The sequence below is a fragment of the Bacillus sp. H1a genome (assembly GCF_000633475.1).
Lineage (GTDB): Bacteria > Bacillota > Bacilli > Bacillales > Bacillaceae_G > Bacillus_A > Bacillus_A paramycoides.
Genome location: NZ_AYMH01000020.1, coordinates 55,775 through 75,508 on the forward strand (window position 1 = coordinate 55,775; position 19,734 = coordinate 75,508).

Below are 19,734 nucleotides of genomic sequence, written 5' to 3' on the forward strand. Positions count from 1 at the left end.
TAAAAGGAGAGGGAAATCCGTATAGTAGCTTGTATTCGTACAGACAACATTTATAACAACGGAGAATAGGAGGAAGGCCTTTCGTGTTTTTAAAAAGATTAGAAATAGCAGGATTTAAATCTTTTGCTGAGCGTGTATCTGTCGATTTTGTTCCAGGTGTAACGTCCGTAGTAGGACCTAATGGGAGCGGGAAAAGTAATATTACTGATGCAATTCGCTGGGTACTGGGTGAACAATCTGCAAAGTCATTACGTGGTGCAAAGATGGAGGATATTATTTTTGCCGGCAGTGATACGAGAAGAGCGGTTAATGTTGCTGAAGTAACATTAACTTTAAATAATGAAGACCAACGATTACCGATTGAGTATAACGAGGTGTGTGTAACGCGTCGTGTATCTCGTTCAGGTGATAGTGATTTTTATATTAATAAACAATCTTGTAGATTGAAAGATATTATTGATTTATTTATGGACTCTGGTATGGGAAGGGAAGCTTTTTCAATTATTAGCCAGGGGAAAGTCGAAGAGATTTTAAGTAGTAAATCAGAAGAACGTCGTGGTGTATTTGAAGAAGCTGCGGGTGTGCTGAAATACAAACTTCGTAAAAAGAAAGCTGAAGGGAAATTGGCGGAAACACAAGAAAACTTAAATCGTGTACAAGATATTATTCACGAATTAAGTAGTCAAGTAGAACCGTTAGAAAGACAAGCTTCTATTGCGAAAGATTATCTTGAGAAAAAAGAAGAATTAGAGAAAGTAGAAGCTGCGCTTATTGTGCATGAAATTGAAGAATTACATGAGAAGTGGGAAGCGCTTCGAAATCAATTTGGGCATAATAAAGATGAAGAAGCCAAAATGTCGACGAACTTACAAAAAAGTGAAGAAGAACTTGAGGAATTACGTGGGCAATTACAAGCGGTTGATGAATCTGTAGACTCCTTACAAGAAGTTCTCCTTCTTTCTAGTAAAGAGCTAGAAAAGTTAGAAGGACAGCGTGAGTTGTTAAAGGAAAGAAAGCAAAATGCAACGACGCATTGTGAGCAACTTGAACAACTAATTGTTGAGTTGGCAGAGAAAGCTAAAAGTTATGATGGTGAAATTGAAACAAGTACAGAAGCGTTAATGCAATTTGTGAATCAAGTAAAAGAGTTGGAGACAAAATTGCATGATAACGAGCAACTACTTGCAACTTTTGCCGAGAATTTAGAGGAACAGATTGAGAATTTAAAAGGTGATTATATTGAACTTTTAAATCAACAAGCAAGTCATCGGAATGAATTATCTATGATTGAAGAACAATCTAAACAGCAAAACTCTAAAAATGAACGACTTGATGAAGAAAATGAAAAATATGTACAGATGCGTATGGAAATTACAGCGAAAAAGGCAAAACTTGTAGAAAGTTATGAGCAAGTGAAAGAGAAAGTAGCTGGCATTATTTCCGGCATACAGAAGACAGAAGCTGCGCTTGGGAAATGTAAGTCGCAGTATAGTGAAAATGAAACGAAACTGTATCAAGCGTATCAATTTGTGCAACAGGCGCGCTCACGAAAAGAAATGCTAGAAGAGATGCAAGAGGACTATTCTGGTTTCTATCAAGGAGTACGTGAAGTATTAAAGGCTAGAGAAAATAGGTTACAAGGCATTGAAGGAGCGGTTGCAGAACTTCTGACTGTGCCGAAAGAATATGAAATCGCAATGGAAATCGCCCTTGGGGCAGCGATGCAACATATCGTAGTACAAACAGAAGAACATGCTCGTAATGCAATTGCATTTTTAAAGCAAAATAAACATGGCCGTGCAACGTTTTTACCTCAAGCTGTTATTAAAAGTAGATCGTTATCATTTGATCAATTACGCATTGTGAATCAGCACCCATCGTTTGTTGGTGTGGCGGCAGAACTTGTGCAGTACAATAATAAATATGAGAATGTAGTTTCAAATTTATTAGGTACTGTTGTTGTTGCGAAAGATTTACGCGGAGCAAATGAATTAGCGAAACAACTGCAATACCGCTATCGTATTGTAACGCTCGAAGGTGACGTAGTGAATCCAGGCGGTTCTATGACTGGTGGAGCTGTAAAACAAGCGAAATCCTCTATATTGGGACGTCAACGTGAACTGGAAGAGTGGACTAATAAGCTAGCTGATATGGAAGAAAAAACAACGAAGCTAGAAAACTTTGTTAAAGCAGTAAAGCAAGAGATTCAAGAAAAAGAAGTACAAATACGCGAACTACGACAAGGTGTAGAAACAGAGCGTGTAGATGAACAGAAATTAAGAGAAGAAATTAGTCGTTTAGAATTAGAAGAACATCGTATTAATGATCGTTTATCTATTTACGATTTAGAGATTGAAGGATTTTTACAAGATCAAGTAAAAATGCAAGGGCGTAAAGAAGAGTTAGAAAAGATTTTAGCGACTCTTCAAGCAGAGATTACGGAATTAGATAGCAAAATCGTCGCTTTAACGAAACAAAAGAGTGAGCAACATTCTTCGAAAGAAAAAGTTCAGAAGGAAATGACTGAGCTAAAAGTACAAGCGGCTGAACAACAACAGCGTTTGTCTAATCAAAAAGAAAAAGTTGAACGATTGACGAAGGAAAAAGAAGAGACAGATGCGACGCTTGTAAAAACGAAAGAAGATTTAGCATTCTTAAAACAAGAGATGACATCTAATTCAAGTGGTGAAGAACAAATTACGAATATGATTGAGAAGAAAGCGTATGATCGTAATCAAACTTCGGAGTTAATTCGTTCTCGCCGTGAACAACGCGTAACATTACAAGAGAGAGTAGAGCATTTAGAACGCAATGTGAAAGAAACAATAGGTAAACATAAATATATTCTTGAGATGTTGAAAGATCAAGAAGTGAAGATTAACCGACTTGATGTAGAGTTGGAAAATAGATTGCAACATTTGCGTGAAACATATACTATTTCATTTGAAGCAGCAAAACTGAAGTATACAATGACGATGCCTGCAGAAGATGCACGTAAAAAGGTGAAACTAATTAAACTATCCATTGAAGAGTTAGGCACAGTAAACTTAGGGGCAATTGATGAATATGAGCGTGTAGCAGAGCGTCACACATTCTTGCTAGAGCAAAGAGATGACCTAGAAGAAGCGAAGTCGACATTGCATCAACTTATTACGGAAATGGATGAAGAGATGAAAAAACGATTTTCTACTACGTTTGAAGGCATTCGAACGGAGTTTCAATCTGTATTCTCTGAATTATTCGGAGGCGGAAGAGCGGATTTAGTAATGACAAATCCGGAAGATTTATTAAATACTGGTATTGATATTGTAGCGCAACCGCCAGGGAAGAAACTACAAAACTTAGGTTTACTTTCAGGTGGAGAGCGTGCTTTAACGGCAATTGCGCTCTTATTTGGTATTTTAAAAGTACGCCCAGTTCCATTCTGTGTGCTAGATGAGGTAGAAGCAGCTCTTGATGAGGCAAACGTTTCTCGTTTTGCACAGTATTTAAAGAAATTTAGTGATGAAACGCAGTTTATTGTAATTACACACCGGAAAGGTACAATGGAAGAGTCTGATGTATTGTACGGTGTAACAATGCAAGAATCAGGGGTGTCTAAGCTTGTTTCTGTTCGTTTAGACGATGGCGAAGAACTTGTGGCAAGTAAATAGGAAGGATGGGAAGTATGAGCTTTTTTAAAAAATTAAAAGAAAAAATCTCAAAACAAACAGATACGGTAACAGAGAAGTTTAAACAAGGATTAGAAAAAACGAGAAATTCATTTGCTGATAAAGTAAATGACTTAGTGTATCGTTACCGTAAAATAGACGAAGATTTCTTTGAGGAATTAGAAGAAATTTTAATTAGTGCAGATGTCGGAGTTTCGACGGTGATGGAATTAATTGATCAGCTGAAAGAAGAAGTGCAACGTCGTAACATTCAAGATCCGAAAGAAGTACAGGCTGTTATTTCTGAGAAGTTAGTGGGAATTTACAAAGGTGACAGCGATTTTAGTAATGAAGTTAATATACAAGAGAATCAATTAACAGTTGTTTTATTTGTTGGTGTTAATGGTGTTGGGAAAACGACGACAATTGGTAAGCTTGCACATAAATTTAAATCGGAAGGTAAGTCTGTCCTATTAGCGGCAGGAGATACATTCCGTGCTGGGGCGATTGAACAATTAGAAGTATGGGGCGATCGCGTTGGTGTAGAAGTAATTAAACAAGGATCAGGATCTGACCCAGCGGCGGTAATGTACGATGCTGTACAAGCGGCAAAGGCTCGTAAAGTGGATGTATTGCTATGTGATACAGCAGGACGCTTACAAAACAAAGTAAACTTAATGAAAGAGTTAGAGAAAGTGAAGCGTGTAATTGAGCGTGAAGTACCAGGAGCTCCTCATGAAGTATTACTTGTTATTGATGCAACAACAGGGCAAAATGGTTTAAGCCAAGCGAAAACATTCCGTGAAGCAACGAATGTTACTGGTATTGTTTTAACGAAGTTAGATGGAACTGCTAAAGGTGGTATCGTATTAGCAATTCGTAACGAAATGGATGTACCGGTGAAATTTGTTGGATTAGGAGAGCAAATGGATGATCTGCAGCAGTTTTATCCAGAACAATATGTTTATGGTTTATTTGCGAACTTAGTAGAAACAGAAGAAGTGTAAGTGAAAGAAGCGGTATTCCCGCTTCTTTTTGTATAAAAAATATGTGATGTTAAGAAAAAAACTTGACACTCTTTTATACTCCATGTAAACTAATTCATGTAAAGGGAAATCACTTAACAAAGGATGATCCAACATGCTCGAAAAAACAACGAGAATGAACTATTTATTTGATTTTTATCAATCGTTGTTAACGCAAAAACAAAGAAGTTATATGTCGCTTTATTATCTAGATGATTTATCTCTTGGTGAAATTGCGGAAGAATTTGATGTAAGTCGCCAAGCCGTGTATGATAACATTAAACGGACTGAAGCGATGCTTGAAGAATATGAAGTTAAATTAGTATTACTTCAAAAGTTTCAAGAGCGACAGCGACTTGTTGCAAGGCTAAAACAGCTAATCAGCGAAGAAGAGCATGTGAATGAAGAAATGAAACAAGTTGTTGAAGCTATCGAAAAATTAGATTAGGAGGGCGGCAATATGGCATTTGAAGGATTAGCCGACCGACTTCAACAGACAATGCAAAAAATCCGCGGCAAAGGAAAAGTTTCTGAAGCCGATGTGAAAGAAATGATGAGAGAAGTTCGTCTAGCTCTTTTAGAAGCAGATGTTAACTTTAAAGTAGTAAAAGATTTTGTAAAGCGTGTGTCTGAGCGTGCTGTCGGACAAGATGTAATGAAAAGTTTGACACCTGGACAACAAGTAATTAAAGTCGTACAGGAAGAACTTACAGAACTTATGGGTGGAGAGCAAAGCAAAATTGCTGTTGCTAATAAGCCACCGACTGTTATTATGATGGTTGGTCTGCAAGGTGCGGGTAAAACGACGACAACAGGTAAGCTTGCGAATTTGCTTCGTAAAAAGCATAATCGTAAACCGATGCTTGTTGCAGCGGATATTTATCGTCCAGCAGCTATTAAACAGCTTGAAACATTAGGGAAGCAATTGGACATGCCTGTTTTCTCTTTAGGAGATCAAGTAAGTCCTGTTGAAATTGCGAAACAAGCGATTGCAAAAGCAAAAGAAGATCATCACGATTATGTTTTAATCGATACAGCGGGTCGCCTGCATATAGATGAAGAACTAATGGATGAATTAGCGAAAGTTAAAGAAGTTGCGAAACCGGATGAAATTTTCCTTGTTGTCGATGCGATGACAGGACAAGACGCTGTAAATGTTGCGCAAAGTTTCCATGACCAGTTAGGTTTAACAGGTGTTGTATTAACGAAATTAGATGGTGATACGCGCGGTGGTGCGGCATTATCTATTAAGGCTGTAACAAACACACCAATTAAATTTGCTGGTATGGGTGAAAAACTAGATGCACTTGAAGCGTTCCATCCAGAACGTATGGCATCCCGTATTTTAGGGATGGGCGACGTCTTAACATTAATTGAAAAAGCGCAAGCTACAGTTGATGAAGAGAAAGCAAAAGAACTTGAGCAAAAAATGCGTACGCTTTCGTTTACGCTTGACGATTTCCTAGAACAGCTTGGACAAGTGCGTCAACTTGGACCACTTGATGAATTGTTAGGAATGCTTCCTGGTGCAAATAAAATTAAAGGGCTGAAAAATGCGCAAGTTGATGAAAAACAAATTGGGCATATTGAGGCAATTATTCGTTCTATGACTAAATTAGAACGAGAACAGCCGGAAATAATCAATGCTAGTCGTAAAAAGCGCATTGCCAAAGGTAGCGGTACAACAGTACAAGAAATCAATCGTCTAATCAAGCAGTTTGATGATATGAAAAAAATGATGAAGACGATGACTGGAATGCAAAAAGGTAAGAAAAAAGGACTAGGTGGATTGAAGTTTCCATTCATGTAAGGAAAAAAAGATGGCTCTGTTAAGAAAAAATACTTTACAAAGCAATAGTCTTTTTGCTAATATAATTATCTGTGTGAAATAAATTCGGAGGTGCTTTATAAATGGCAGTTAAAATTCGTTTAAAACGTATGGGAGCTAAAAAAACTCCTTTCTATCGTGTAGTTGTTGCAGATTCTCGTTCTCCTCGTGACGGACGTTTCATTGAGGAAATCGGTACTTACAATCCGGTTGCTCAACCAGCTGAAGTTAAGATCAACGAAGAAGCAGCATTAAAATGGTTAGGAAACGGTGCTAAACCATCTGATACAGTTCGTAACCTATTCTCTAACCAAGGTATCATGGAGAAATTCCACTTATCTAAACAAGGTAAGTAATTGAGGCAATGACTATGAAGAAGTTAGTCGAGACGATTGTCAAGCCTCTTGTCGATCATCCTGAAGATGTAAAAGTTACACAGGAACTTTACAACGGAGAGATAAAGTATCGATTAACTGTACATCCTGAGGATGTTGGAAAAGTCATTGGAAAGCAAGGGAAAGTTGCGAAAGCAATTCGAATGCTCTTGTATTCAGTGGGACATCATAATGATGAAAAAGTAACACTGGAAATTCAATAAACGTAAAAAGGGCGAGGAGTTATTTCCTCTCCCTTTTTTAACATTTAAAGAGAAACTGCATGTTCCGTATATGAAATGGAGATGCTTAATTTATATAGAAACCAGGGGTGACATACTATTTATGACAAAATGGTTTAACGTAGGGAAAATTGTAAATACTCATGGCGTAAGAGGAGAAATTCGTGTTATTTCTCGTACTGATTTTCCGGAAGAGCGATATAAGGTAGGAAACACGTTATACATATCGAATGAGAAAGGTGCAGACTACCTTCCAGTGAAGGTAACTTCTCATCGTCAACATAAGACATTTGATTTATTAACATTTGAAGGATACAACAATGTAGATGAAGTAGAGAAGTTTAAAGGTTCTTTAATAAAAGTACCAGAAGAGCAGTTAGGCGAACTAGCTGAAGGTGAATACTACTATCATGAAATTATTGGTTGCAACGTTGTAACGGAAGAAGGAGAAGCGTTAGGGACAATCAAAGAGATTCTATCCCCTGGTGCAAATGATGTTTGGGTGATTAAACGTCCAAAGGGCCAAGATCTTTTAATTCCTTACATTGATGACGTTGTGCTTCAAGTTAATATTGAAAATAAACTAGTAACCATTCATGTAATGGAAGGATTGCTATAATGAAAATTGACATTTTAACATTGTTTCCAGATATGTTTACAGGTGTGTTTGGATCTTCAATTTTAAAGAAGGCTCAAGAAAAAGAAGCGGTAGAGCTTCGTGTTGTCAATTTCCGTGATTATACAACTAGTAAGCATAATAGTGTAGATGATTATCCGTATGGTGGGGGCGCTGGAATGGTATTAACCCCACAACCTATCTTTGATGCGGTGGAAGAGCTAACGAAGGAAACAGACCGTAAACCGAGAATCGTCTTAATGTGTCCACAAGGAGAGCGTTTCACGCAGAAGAAGGCAGAAGAGCTTGCTGAAGAAGAGCATGTTATTTTTGTATGTGGCCATTATGAAGGATACGATGAAAGAATTCGTGAACATCTTGTAACAGATGAGATTTCTATTGGTGATTATGTATTAACGGGTGGAGAATTAGCCTCTATGGTAGTTACTGATAGTGTTGTACGTCTTTTACCAGGAGTACTTGGGAATCAAACGTCACAAGTGGAAGACTCTTTTAGCACAGGTTTGTTAGAACACCCACATTATACACGTCCTGCTGATTTTCGTGGTATGAAGGTACCGGATGTACTAATGTCAGGAAATCATAAAAACATTGATGAATGGCGCCAGAAAGAATCGCTACGTCGTACGTATACACGTAGACCGGATTTATTGGAAGAACGAGAATTATCTAAGCAAGAAGAGAAATGGCTGGAACAGATTAAAGAAGACCAATAAGGGCTTAATATATTTTCTGTTGCAACAGTCCTAACAATATGCTATTATAACATTTGTGCTACTGAAATCAGTAGCCGTATTAACGATGTTCCGCTGTAATTTAATAAGACTTTATAAGAGCATCTGTTTAAAGGAGAGAATTTAATATGCAACAATTAATCGCAGAAATTACAAAAGGCCAATTAAAAACTGACCTTCCTTCATTCCGTCCTGGAGACACTTTACGTGTACACGTAAAAGTAGTTGAGGGAACTCGTGAAAGAATTCAGCTTTTCGAAGGTGTTGTAATCAAACGTCGTGGTGGCGGAATCAGTGAAACATTCACAGTTCGTAAGATTTCTTACGGCGTAGGTGTTGAGCGTACATTCCCAGTTCACACGCCAAGAATCGCGAAAATCGAAGTACTTCGCCGTGGTAAAGTACGTCGTGCTAAGTTATACTACTTACGTAACCTTCGCGGTAAAAAAGCACGTATTAAAGAAATTCGATAAGACATGTATGGGAGCTTGTAAATACGCAAGCTCCCTTTTTCCAATCTATATGAAATTTTGATATAATACGAACAGCTTACATAACTGTGGAGGGGAAAAGCATGAAGAAAGAGAAGAGTTCACTTTGGGAATGGATTAAAGCAATTTTGATTGCCATTGTATTAGCGGGCGTAATTAGACAGTTTTTCTTTGCCCCAATTCTCGTAGATGGTGTATCGATGTCGCCGACTTTACATGACCGTGATCGAATGATTGTTAATAAAATTGGCTATCACATAGGTGATCCGAAGCGCTTTGATATTATTGTATTCCGAGCGACGGAAGAAAAAGATTATATTAAGCGTATTATTGGCCTACCAGGCGATGAAATCGAATACCGTAATGATAAACTATATGTTAACGGGAAACCTTATGAGGAGCCGTATTTAGATAAGCAGAAAAAACAACTTGCTGACGGACCGCTTACATATGATTTTACTCTTGAAGAAATGACAGGAAAGAAAACTGTTCCAGAGGGTCAATTATTTGTTTTAGGCGATAATCGTCGTTTTAGTAAAGATAGCCGCTCAATTGGTACAATTTCAATGGACCAAGTGATTGGTAAAGCAAATATGTTATATTGGCCGTTAAAAGATGCACGTATTGTGAAATAAAAGAAAAAGAAGGTGGCAACATGGTAATTCAATGGTTCCCGGGACATATGGCAAAGGCTAGACGCCAAGTAACCGAAAAATTAAAGTTAATTGATGTTGTAATTGAGCTTGTAGATGCTCGATTACCTTTATCATCTCGAAACCCAATGATTGATGAAATTATTACACATAAACCAAGACTTGTTGTTTTAAATAAAGCGGATATGGCAGATGACCGTCTAACGAAGCAGTGGATTGCATACTTTAAAGAAAAAGGTCATATGGCAATTTCAATTAACGCACAAGCTGGACAAGGTATGAAGGAAATTACAGCGGCTTGTAAAGTGTTGGTTAAAGAAAAATTTGACAAAATGGTTGCTAAAGGTATTAGACCGAGAGCAATTCGTGCATTAATTGTAGGTATACCGAATGTTGGTAAATCTACGTTAATTAATAAGTTGGCGAAGAAAAATATTGCTAAAACAGGAGATCGCCCAGGTGTGACAACAGCCCAACAATGGATTAAAGTTGGGAAAGAAATGGAACTGTTAGATACACCGGGTATTTTATGGCCTAAATTTGAAGATCAATTAGTGGGTCTTCGTTTAGCGACAACGGGTGCAATTAAAGATTCAATTTTAAATTTACAAGATGTAGCTGTTTACGCATTACGTTTTATGGAGAAACATTATCCAGAACGTTTGAAAGAGCGATATAATTTAAATGAGATTCCAGAAGATATCGTGGAGTTATTTGATGCAATCGGAAAAAACAGAGGTTGCTTAATGGGCGGCGGAATGATTGATTATGATAAAACATCTGAGCTTATACTTCGTGAACTTCGTGGTGGTAAACTTGGAAGAATGACGTTTGAGACACCAGAAGAATTTGCAGAGCAGGTAGAAGAAGTGGAAAAAGTAGAAGAAGTATAAGACGTGCGTTTGTGCGTCTTTTCTTTTTGGTTACGTTTAAAAGGGAGTGTACATATATGCAAAAAATGACTATTCAAGAAGCTGAATGTTTATTGCAAGAAATTATGAGTGAAGAGGATGGACATTTTCAACTGTTATTGAAAGATGAGCGAAAAGGTGTTCAAAAACTAATTTTGAAGTGGTATAAACAAAAAGAATTAGCACAAAAAGAAAGAGAAAAATTTTTAGAAATGTCAAAGTATGAAAATGCGTTACGTGAAAAAGGTCTCACATACATTGCTGGCATTGATGAAGTGGGCCGAGGACCGTTAGCTGGACCGGTTGTGACGGCGGCTGTCATCCTCCCAGAAGATTTTTATATTCCAGGATTAAATGACTCGAAAAAATTAAGTGAAGCGAAGCGTGAGCGTTTTTATGATGAAATTAAAGACCATGCGATTGCGATTGGAGTTGGCATTGTATCACCACAAATTATTGATGAAATAAATATTTATCAAGCAACGAAGCAAGCGATGTTAGATGCTGTTGCTAATTTATCATGTACACCAGAATATTTATTAATCGATGCGATGAAGCTTCCTACATCAATTCCGCAAACATCAATTATTAAAGGTGATGCGAAAAGTGTCTCTATTTCAGCTGCATCTATTATTGCGAAAGTGACGAGAGATCGTATGATGAAAGAATTAGGTGGAAAGTATCCTGCATATGGATTTGAACAACATATGGGATATGGGACGAAACAGCATTTAGAAGCGATTGAAGTGCATGGGGTACTAGAGGAACATCGGAAATCATTCGCACCAATTAAAGATATGATTCAAAAATAAGCTGTGAATATACAGCTTATTTTTTTATTTTGGTATATGAACATTATTATTTTCAAAAAAGAATAAAGCGATTTCAGTTTTCTGACACTTTATTGTAGACAGCGTGCCAATCATCTTATACAATGGCAATGTAATGTTTTTTAAACATTAAAAAACTTTTCGAGTAAAACAGGAAAACAGGGGAGGATGGGACCATGAATATCCATGAGTACCAAGGTAAGGCAGTCCTTAGAAGCTATGGGGTTAGCGTTCCGAACGGGAAGGTTGCATTTACAGTAGAAGAAGCTGTAGAAGCAGCGAAAGAATTAGGAACGGATGTATGTGTAGTTAAAGCACAAATTCACGCTGGTGGACGCGGCAAAGCTGGCGGAGTAAAAGTTGCGAAAAATTTAGAAGAAGTTCGTACATATGCGGAAGGCATTTTAGGAACTACACTTGTGACACATCAAACAGGTCCTGAAGGTAAGGAAGTAAAACGCTTACTTATCGAAGAAGGTTGCGATATTAAAAAAGAATATTATGTAGGTCTTGTATTAGATCGTGCAACTTCTCAAGTTGTTTTAATGGCATCTGAAGAAGGTGGAACAGAAATTGAAGAAGTAGCAGAAAAAACACCTGAAAAAATCTTTAAAGAATATATTGATCCAGCAGTAGGTTTACAAGGTTTCCAAGCGCGTCGAATCGCGTTTAACATCAATATTCCAAAAGAGCTTGTAGGACAAGCTGTGAAGTTTATGATGGGCTTATATAGTGCGTTTATCGAAAAAGATTGCTCTATCGCTGAGATTAATCCACTTGTTACAACAGGTGACGGTAAAGTAATGGCATTAGATGCAAAATTAAACTTTGATTCTAATGCGTTATATCGCCATAAAGACATTTTAGAACTTCGTGATCTTGATGAAGAAGATTCAAAAGAAATTGAAGCTTCTAAATATGACTTAAACTACATTCCTTTAGATGGGAATATCGGTTGTATGGTTAATGGTGCAGGTTTAGCAATGGCTACAATGGATATCATTAAACATTACCATGGTGACCCAGCTAACTTCTTAGATGTTGGTGGCGGCGCGACAGCTGAAAAAGTTACAGAAGCATTCAAAATTATCCTTTCTGATAAAAATGTAAAAGGTATCTTCGTTAACATTTTTGGTGGCATTATGAAGTGTGATGTTATCGCAGAAGGTGTTATTGAAGCAACGAAGCAAGTAGGTCTTGAGTTGCCTTTAGTTGTACGTCTTGAAGGTACAAACGTAGAGTTAGGTAAGAGAATTTTAAATGAGTCTGGTTTAAATATTGTTGCAGCAGAATCTATGGCAGACGGTGCACAAAAAATTGTTTCACTAGTGGGCTAATAGAAAGCGGGGGAGAAAAATGAGCGTATTAGTTAATAAAGATACAAAAGTTATTGTTCAAGGTATTACAGGTTCTCAAGGATTATTCCATACAAAACAAATGATTGAATACGGTACGAAAATTGTCGGTGGTGTAACACCAGGTAAAGGTGGCACTGATATTGAAGGTGTACCAGTATTTGATACAGTAGAAGATGCTGTGAAAGCAACAGGCGCAAACGCTTCAGTTGTATACGTTCCACCCGCTTTTGCGGCTGATGCAATTATGGAAGCAGTTGATGCAAAGATCGATTTAGTAGTATGTATTACTGAAGGGATCCCTGTATTAGATATGGTAAACGTAAAGAGATATATGGCGGGTAAACATACACGTTTACTTGGACCAAACTGTCCTGGTGTCATTACACCTGATGAATGTAAAATTGGTATTATGCCAGGATACATTCATAAAAAAGGTCATGTTGGTATCGTATCTCGCTCGGGTACATTAACGTATGAAGCTGTACATCAGTTAACACAAGAAGGTATTGGCCAATCTACTGCTGTAGGTATCGGTGGGGACCCTGTTAACGGTACAGACTTTATTGATGCGTTAAAAGCATTTAATGATGATGAAGAAACACATGCTGTAATTATGATTGGTGAAATCGGAGGTACGGCAGAAGAAGAGGCAGCTGAATGGGTAAAAGCTAATATGACAAAACCAGTTGTAGGCTTCATTGGTGGTCAAACAGCGCCTGCTGGCAAACGTATGGGTCATGCTGGGGCAATCATTTCTGGCGGTAAAGGAACTGCTGCTGAAAAGATTAAAACAATGGAAGCTTGTGGTATTAAAGTAGCTGAAACACCAGCTGTTATGGGTGAAACATTAATCTCTGTTTTAAAAGAAAAGGGATTATTTGAAACTTGTAAAAACTACTAATCTTTTTGAAAGGCACCTTCTTGTTTGAAGGTGTCTTTTTGCACTTTTCCTGTTTACATAATAAAAATTATGGGTAAGTAGAATTGAGATGAAAAGAGAACGATTATTGCACCTTCATTACATGTTGGCGGATCATTGGAAGGCGATGGAGAGGCTACTATATATTGATCCGGAATTGAATGGAATATACACTTTTAGTACGAAGCAATTTGAATATTACGCTGGAATATCCTCGGAAAAATCTTCAGAACTAGTAAATTTTCTTCAGACTTCAAATCCCCTGCAATATATCTCCTATTTGGAAGAAAATCGAATATTTTATACGACTATTTGGGATAAGGATTATCCACAATTATTGCGAGAAATACAAGATCCCCCTTTTGTTTTATATGGAAGAGGGGAGAGGGATTTTCTTAGTAAAGTAAATAAATTAGCGATTGTTGGGACGAGAGAGCCGTCTTTATATGGAAAGGAGAGTATGAGGTTTATTTTACACCCTTTACTTGAAAAGGAATGGCTTATTGTTAGTGGGTTTGCAAGAGGGATAGATATAATTGCTCACGAAGTTACAGTAAGGCAGCATTGCCCGACAATCGCCATATTAGGACATGGATTATCTTATATGTATCCGAAAGAGAATAGAAGTTTATATGACACGTGGAAAGACTATATATTGTTATTGACAGAGTATCCCCCACATTATGCACCGAAAAAATGGTATTTTCCAAAAAGAAATCGAATTATTAGTGGTATAAGTAAAGGTGTTTTAGTTGTAGAAGCAAAATCAAGAAGTGGATCACTTATTACTGCAGGCCTAGCGTTAGAGCAAAATAGAGAGGTATTTGCGCTTCCTGGACCTATATTTATAGATAGTGCGTCGGGAACAAATCATCTTATTCAACAAGGTGCAAAACTAGTGCGAAATGCAGAGGATATCCTTGAAGAATTTATAAATTAACTTTATATTTTTATGTTTTTATTAAACAATTATTGACAAATGGTAGATTGGCACTGTATGGTATATTCATTCTTGATTGACAAAAACAAGAGAAATCAATAAGATTAATGAAGACTTGAATCCACCTCTTAAGGAGGCACTAGCATGTCAGATTACCTCGTAATCGTGGAGTCGCCTTCTAAGGCGAAGACCATTGAGAAATATTTAGGGAAAAAATACAAAGTCGTCGCGTCTATGGGACATGTCCGCGATTTACCTAAAAGCCAAATGGGGATAGAAGTAAAGAATAACTTCACCCCGAAGTATATTACCATTCGTGGTAAGGGTCCCGTTTTAAAAGATTTAAAATCAGCGGCAAAAAAAGCAAAGAAAGTCTATCTCGCGGCCGATCCGGATCGTGAAGGAGAAGCAATTGCTTGGCATTTAGCGAATACGTTAAATGTGGACGTTGAATCAGATTGCCGAGTTGTATTTAATGAGATTACAAAAGATGCAATAAAAGAATCATTTAAATATCCTCGTGCAATTAATATGGATTTAGTAGATGCACAACAGGCAAGACGTATACTTGATCGTCTTGTTGGCTACAATATTAGTCCTTTATTATGGAAGAAAGTAAAAAAAGGATTAAGTGCAGGACGCGTACAATCTGTAGCAGTTCGTTTAATTATCGAACGTGAAAAAGAAATTCAAAACTTTGAACCTGAAGAATTCTGGACAATTAAAACAGAATTTGTGAAAGGGAAAGACACATTTGAAGCAAGCTTTTACGGTGTAGATGGTGAAAAAGTTCAATTAACGAACGAAGAACAAGTGAACGAAATAATCGAAAAGATGAAAGACAATGCGTTTTCGGTTGAAAATGTAACTCGAAAAGAGCGAAAGCGTAATCCTGCATTACCGTTTACAACATCTTCTCTACAACAGGAAGCAGCGCGTAAATTAAATATGCGAGCAAAGAAAACAATGATGCTTGCACAGCAACTGTATGAAGGGATAGATCTTGGAAAACAAGGGACTGTAGGTCTTATTACGTATATGAGAACCGATTCAACACGTATCTCAGAAACAGCTCAAACAGAGGCTCGTAATTACATTACTGAGGCGTTTGGTGCGGAATACATAGGAACAGAGAAGAAGAAAGAAACGAAAAAGTCGAAAGCGCAAGATGCGCATGAGGCGATTCGTCCTACTTCGGTAATGAGAAAGCCAGAGGAACTAAAAAGTTTCTTAAGTCGTGATCAACTTCGTTTGTATAAACTGATTTGGGAGCGATTTGTTGCAAGTCAAATGGCATCTGCTATAATGGATACTGTTACAGCGAGACTCATTAATAACAATGTTCAGTTCCGTGCAAGTGGATCAGTTGTAAAGTTCCCAGGATTTATGAAAGTGTACGTAGAATCGAAAGATGATGGTGCGGAAGAAAAGGATAAGATGTTGCCGCCGTTAGAAGTAGGTGAAACTGTATTTTCAAAAGATATAGAACCGAAGCAACATTTCACACAGCCTCCGCCGCGTTATACAGAGGCTCGTCTAGTAAGAACGCTTGAAGAGCTTGGAATTGGAAGACCATCTACTTATGTACCGACACTTGAAACAATCCAAAAACGTGGATACGTTGCTTTAGATAATAAACGCTTCGTACCGACTGAACTTGGTGGAATAGTAATCGAACTTATTTTAGAGTTTTTCCCGGAAATTATTAACATTGAATTTACTGCCAATATGGAGCAGAGCCTTGATGAAGTAGAAGAAGGAAATGCGAATTGGGTGAAAATTGTTGATGATTTTTACGTAGGATTTGAACCGCGCTTAGAAAAAGCGGAAAAAGAAATGCGTGAAGTGGAAATTAAAGATGAACCAGCTGGGGAAGACTGTGAATTATGTGGTCATCCAATGGTCTTTAAAATGGGTAAATACGGGAAGTTTATGGCTTGTTCGAATTTCCCTGATTGTCGTAATACAAAACCGATTGTGAAAGAAATCGGTGTTACTTGTCCGAAGTGTGAAGAAGGACAAATTATTGAACGTCGTAGTAATAAAAAGAAACGTCTTTTCTACGGATGCGGTACGTATCCAGAATGTGACTTTGTATCTTGGGATAAGCCAATTGGTCGTAAATGTCCGAAGTGTGAAGGTATGCTTGTAGAGAAGAAGTTGAAAAAAGGCGTGCAAGTACAATGTATTTCGTGTGATTATGAAGAAGAACAACAAATGTGAGCGTAACTGCTCACATTTTTTTCGGGAAGAAAAGGAAAGGTGATATATATGACAACACAAGTAGTAAACGTCATTGGCGCAGGTCTTGCAGGAAGTGAAGCAGCTTACCAAATTGCAAAACGTGGTGTCCAAGTAAGATTATATGAAATGAGGCCGGTACGACAAACACCAGCTCATCACACAGATAAATTTGCTGAATTAGTATGTAGTAATTCACTTCGCGCAAACACATTAACAAATGCTGTTGGTGTTATTAAAGAAGAAATGCGTTTAATGGATTCTGTTATTATTCGTGCGGCTGATGAGTGCTCTGTACCAGCAGGAGGTGCTTTAGCTGTAGATCGTCATGAATTTGCAGCGAAAGTAACTGAATATGTGAAGAATCATCCGAACGTAACTGTGATGAATGAAGAAATTACTGAAATTCCAGAAGGGCCTACTGTTATTGCAACAGGTCCACTTACGTCTCCTGACCTTTCTGCACAATTAAAAGAACTGACAGGTGAAGATTATTTTTATTTCTATGATGCTGCAGCACCAATTGTTGAGAAAGACAGCATTGATATGAATAAAGTATATTTAAAATCCCGTTATGATAAAGGTGAAGCGGCATATTTAAACTGTCCAATGACAGAAGAAGAGTTTGATCGCTTTTATGAGGCTTTAATTGCCGCTGAGACAGTGCCTTTAAAAGAATTCGAAAAAGAAATTTTCTTTGAAGGTTGTATGCCAGTAGAAGTTATGGCAAGTAGAGGGAGACAGACGTTAGTATTTGGACCGATGAAGCCTGTTGGATTAGAAGATCCGAAAACAGGGAAAACACCATATGCAGTTGTTCAGTTGCGTCAAGATGATGCAGCAGGAACGTTATACAATATTGTAGGTTTCCAAACACATTTAAAGTGGGGGCCACAAAAAGAAGTGTTACAGCTAATTCCAGGACTAGAAAACGCAGAGATTGTACGTTATGGTGTAATGCATCGTAATACGTTTATTAATTCGCCTAATTTGCTTCGTCCAACATATCAATATAAACAACGTGATGATTTATTCTTCGCTGGTCAAATGACTGGAGTAGAGGGTTATGTTGAATCAGCAGCATCAGGATTATTAGCTGGTATTAACGTTGCTCGACTTGTACAAGGTGAAGAGCCGGTTGTATTACCACCTGTAACTGCAATGGGAAGTATGGCAAATTATATTACTGCGACAAATGCAAAAAACTTCCAGCCAATGAATGCAAACTTCGGTTTATTTGCACCATTAGAGAAGAAAATTAAAAAGAAACAAGAGCGAAATGAAGCGTATGCTACACGCGCTTTAGAAACAATTCAAAATTTTGTAAATATTTAATTAAATTTCTTGCAAAGGCTACTGAGTTGTGATACGATTTAGTAGCCTTTATTGAGGTGAGTTATATGAATGTGAAGAAATTGTTACAATTATTCGTTGGATATTTACAAATTGAAAGAAATTATTCAAAATATACAATTGCAAGTTATCAAAATGATTTAGAACATTTTGTGCAATTTATGGAGCGAGAAGGCATATCCTCTTTTTTAGATGTTACATACGCGGATGTTCGTTTATACTTGACGACGTTGCACGATGAAAAGTTAGCCCGTAAATCTGTCGCAAGAAAAGTATCGAGCTTACGAAGTTTATATCGTTTTTTGATGCGTGAAGGTTATCAAAAAGATAATCCGTTTGCACTTGCGTCACTCCCCAAGAAAGAATTGTCAATCCCAAAGTTTTTATATGCTGAAGAGTTAGAGGAATTGTTTGAAGTTTCTGATACAGAGACGCCATTAGGTCAAAGAAATCAAGCTTTATTAGAGTTGATGTATGCAACTGGGATTCGTGTAAGCGAATGCGTTAATTTGCAACTTACCGACATTGACTTTGCAGTGGGAACAATTTTAGTGATGGGAAAAGGGAAAAAACAAAGATATATTCCGTTCGGAAGCTATGCACAAGATGCTTTAATTACTTATATAGAGAACGGGAGAAAACAGTTAGCTCAAAAGACTGAAGAACAATCTCATAGGGTATTTTTAAATGCGAAAGGTAAGCCGTTAACAGATCAGGGTGTACGTTATGTTTTGAACGAACTCATTAAGAAGGCTTCACTTACAATGCGGATAAATCCCCATATGTTAAGGCATACATTTGCTACACATATGTTGGATGAAGGAGCGGATTTACGTACTGTACAGGAGCTATTAGGTCATGAGAATTTGTCGACGACACAAATTTATACGCATGTCTCTAAAGAAAGATTGCGTTCTGTGTACATGAAGCATCACCCGCGGGCATAAATTGCTTTTAAAGCTATAAAAACATATAAAGGAGTTTTTTCTATGGGAAATTTCCACGCTACAACGATATTTGCAGTTCATCATAATGGAGAATGTGCAATGGCTGGAGATGGTCAGGTAACGATGGGGAATGCTGTTGTAATGAAACATACAGCTCGCAAAGTTCGCAAACTTTTCCAAGGGAAAGTTTTAGCTGGTTTTGCAGGCTCAGTTGCTGATGCATTTACTCTTTTTGAAATGTTTGAAGGAAAATTAGAAGAGTATAATGGCAACTTGCAGCGCGCTGCAGTTGAGATGGCGAAACAATGGCGTGGTGATAAAATGTTACGTCAGCTAGAAGCGATGCTCATTGTCATGGATAAAACAACGATGCTCCTTGTTTCAGGTACAGGAGAAGTAATTGAACCGGATGATGGCATTTTAGCGATTGGTTCAGGTGGACATTATGCACTTGCTGCTGGTCGTGCTTTAAAGCAACATGCAAGTGAACATTTAACAGCGAAGCAAATTGCGAAAGCTAGTTTAGAAATTGCAGGCGATATTTGTGTTTATACGAACCACAACATAGTTGTTGAAGAATTGTAGAATCGTAAGGGAGGCA

Annotated in this window: 19 protein-coding genes; all 19 read left to right on the forward strand. The window is 37.6% G+C overall.

Features of this window, described 5'->3' with window-relative positions; translation table 11 throughout:
• Positions 1-83 precede the first annotated feature (83 nt).
• The 19 genes from smc (at position 84) to hslV (ending at position 19,718) form a co-directional block, all read left to right on the forward strand.
• Positions 84-3,653, forward strand: a complete 3,570-nt coding sequence (smc, locus tag U860_RS0109480) for a chromosome segregation protein SMC (protein WP_025148327.1) — start codon at positions 84-86, stop codon at positions 3,651-3,653.
• A 14-nt stretch (positions 3,654-3,667) separates the two neighbouring features.
• Positions 3,668-4,657: a signal recognition particle-docking protein FtsY gene (ftsY, locus tag U860_RS0109485; protein WP_025148328.1), complete on the forward strand. Its 990-nt coding sequence runs from the start codon at positions 3,668-3,670 to the stop codon at positions 4,655-4,657.
• 133 nt (positions 4,658-4,790) lie between these two features.
• On the forward strand, positions 4,791-5,123 hold the full coding sequence (locus U860_RS0109490) for a putative DNA-binding protein (RefSeq protein WP_025148329.1): 333 nt from the start codon (positions 4,791-4,793) through the stop codon (positions 5,121-5,123).
• A gap of 12 nt (positions 5,124-5,135) precedes the next feature.
• On the forward strand, positions 5,136-6,485 hold the full coding sequence (ffh, locus tag U860_RS0109495; protein WP_025148330.1) for a signal recognition particle protein: 1,350 nt from the start codon (positions 5,136-5,138) through the stop codon (positions 6,483-6,485).
• A gap of 101 nt (positions 6,486-6,586) precedes the next feature.
• The gene (rpsP, locus tag U860_RS0109500; protein WP_000268750.1) at positions 6,587-6,859 is read left to right on the forward strand and encodes a 30S ribosomal protein S16; all 273 of its coding nucleotides are present in this window, start codon (positions 6,587-6,589) and stop codon (positions 6,857-6,859) included.
• Positions 6,860-6,873: 14 nt separating this feature from the next.
• Positions 6,874-7,101, forward strand: a complete 228-nt coding sequence (locus U860_RS0109505) for a KH domain-containing protein (protein ID WP_000737397.1) — start codon at positions 6,874-6,876, stop codon at positions 7,099-7,101.
• Positions 7,102-7,222: 121 nt separating this feature from the next.
• Complete coding sequence (gene rimM, locus U860_RS0109510) at positions 7,223-7,738, forward strand: ribosome maturation factor RimM (protein ID WP_025148331.1); 516 nt, start codon at positions 7,223-7,225, stop codon at positions 7,736-7,738.
• Entirely contained in the window at positions 7,738-8,472 is a 735-nt protein-coding gene (gene trmD / locus U860_RS0109515) for a tRNA (guanosine(37)-N1)-methyltransferase TrmD (protein WP_025148332.1), read from the forward strand. The genes rimM and trmD overlap by 1 nt, the downstream gene beginning before the upstream one ends.
• A 146-nt stretch (positions 8,473-8,618) precedes the next feature.
• Positions 8,619-8,963 carry a 50S ribosomal protein L19 gene (gene rplS / locus U860_RS0109520; protein WP_001186516.1) on the forward strand — a complete coding sequence of 115 codons (345 nt, stop codon included), beginning with the start codon at positions 8,619-8,621 and terminating at the stop codon, positions 8,961-8,963.
• 101 nt (positions 8,964-9,064) lie between these two features.
• The gene (lepB, locus tag U860_RS0109525; RefSeq protein ID WP_025148333.1) at positions 9,065-9,616 is read left to right on the forward strand and encodes a signal peptidase I; all 552 of its coding nucleotides are present in this window, start codon (positions 9,065-9,067) and stop codon (positions 9,614-9,616) included.
• Between the two features lie 20 nt (positions 9,617-9,636).
• On the forward strand, positions 9,637-10,527 hold the full coding sequence (gene ylqF, locus U860_RS0109530; RefSeq protein WP_002173102.1) for a ribosome biogenesis GTPase YlqF: 891 nt from the start codon (positions 9,637-9,639) through the stop codon (positions 10,525-10,527).
• Between the two features lie 56 nt (positions 10,528-10,583).
• Positions 10,584-11,357: a ribonuclease HII gene (locus U860_RS0109535; protein WP_025148334.1), complete on the forward strand. Its 774-nt coding sequence runs from the start codon at positions 10,584-10,586 to the stop codon at positions 11,355-11,357.
• A 194-nt stretch (positions 11,358-11,551) separates the two neighbouring features.
• Entirely contained in the window at positions 11,552-12,712 is a 1,161-nt protein-coding gene (gene sucC, locus U860_RS0109540) for an ADP-forming succinate--CoA ligase subunit beta (RefSeq protein ID WP_025148335.1), read from the forward strand.
• A gap of 19 nt (positions 12,713-12,731) precedes the next feature.
• On the forward strand, positions 12,732-13,634 hold the full coding sequence (gene sucD, locus U860_RS0109545) for a succinate--CoA ligase subunit alpha (protein ID WP_025148336.1): 903 nt from the start codon (positions 12,732-12,734) through the stop codon (positions 13,632-13,634).
• Positions 13,635-13,722: 88 nt separating this feature from the next.
• Positions 13,723-14,592, forward strand: a complete 870-nt coding sequence (gene dprA, locus U860_RS0109550; RefSeq protein ID WP_025148337.1) for a DNA-processing protein DprA — start codon at positions 13,723-13,725, stop codon at positions 14,590-14,592.
• Positions 14,593-14,736: 144 nt separating this feature from the next.
• Positions 14,737-16,815 carry a type I DNA topoisomerase gene (gene topA / locus U860_RS0109555; protein WP_025148338.1) on the forward strand — a complete coding sequence of 693 codons (2,079 nt, stop codon included), beginning with the start codon at positions 14,737-14,739 and terminating at the stop codon, positions 16,813-16,815.
• A 48-nt stretch (positions 16,816-16,863) separates the two neighbouring features.
• A complete protein-coding gene (gene trmFO / locus U860_RS0109560) occupies positions 16,864-18,168 on the forward strand; it encodes an FADH(2)-oxidizing methylenetetrahydrofolate--tRNA-(uracil(54)-C(5))-methyltransferase TrmFO (protein WP_025148339.1) in 1,305 nt (434 codons plus the stop codon).
• A 65-nt stretch (positions 18,169-18,233) separates the two neighbouring features.
• Complete coding sequence (gene xerC, locus U860_RS0109565; protein WP_025148340.1) at positions 18,234-19,133, forward strand: tyrosine recombinase XerC; 900 nt, start codon at positions 18,234-18,236, stop codon at positions 19,131-19,133.
• 42 nt (positions 19,134-19,175) lie between these two features.
• Positions 19,176-19,718, forward strand: a complete 543-nt coding sequence (gene hslV / locus U860_RS0109570) for an ATP-dependent protease proteolytic subunit HslV (RefSeq protein ID WP_025148341.1) — start codon at positions 19,176-19,178, stop codon at positions 19,716-19,718.
• Positions 19,719-19,734 lie beyond the last annotated feature (16 nt).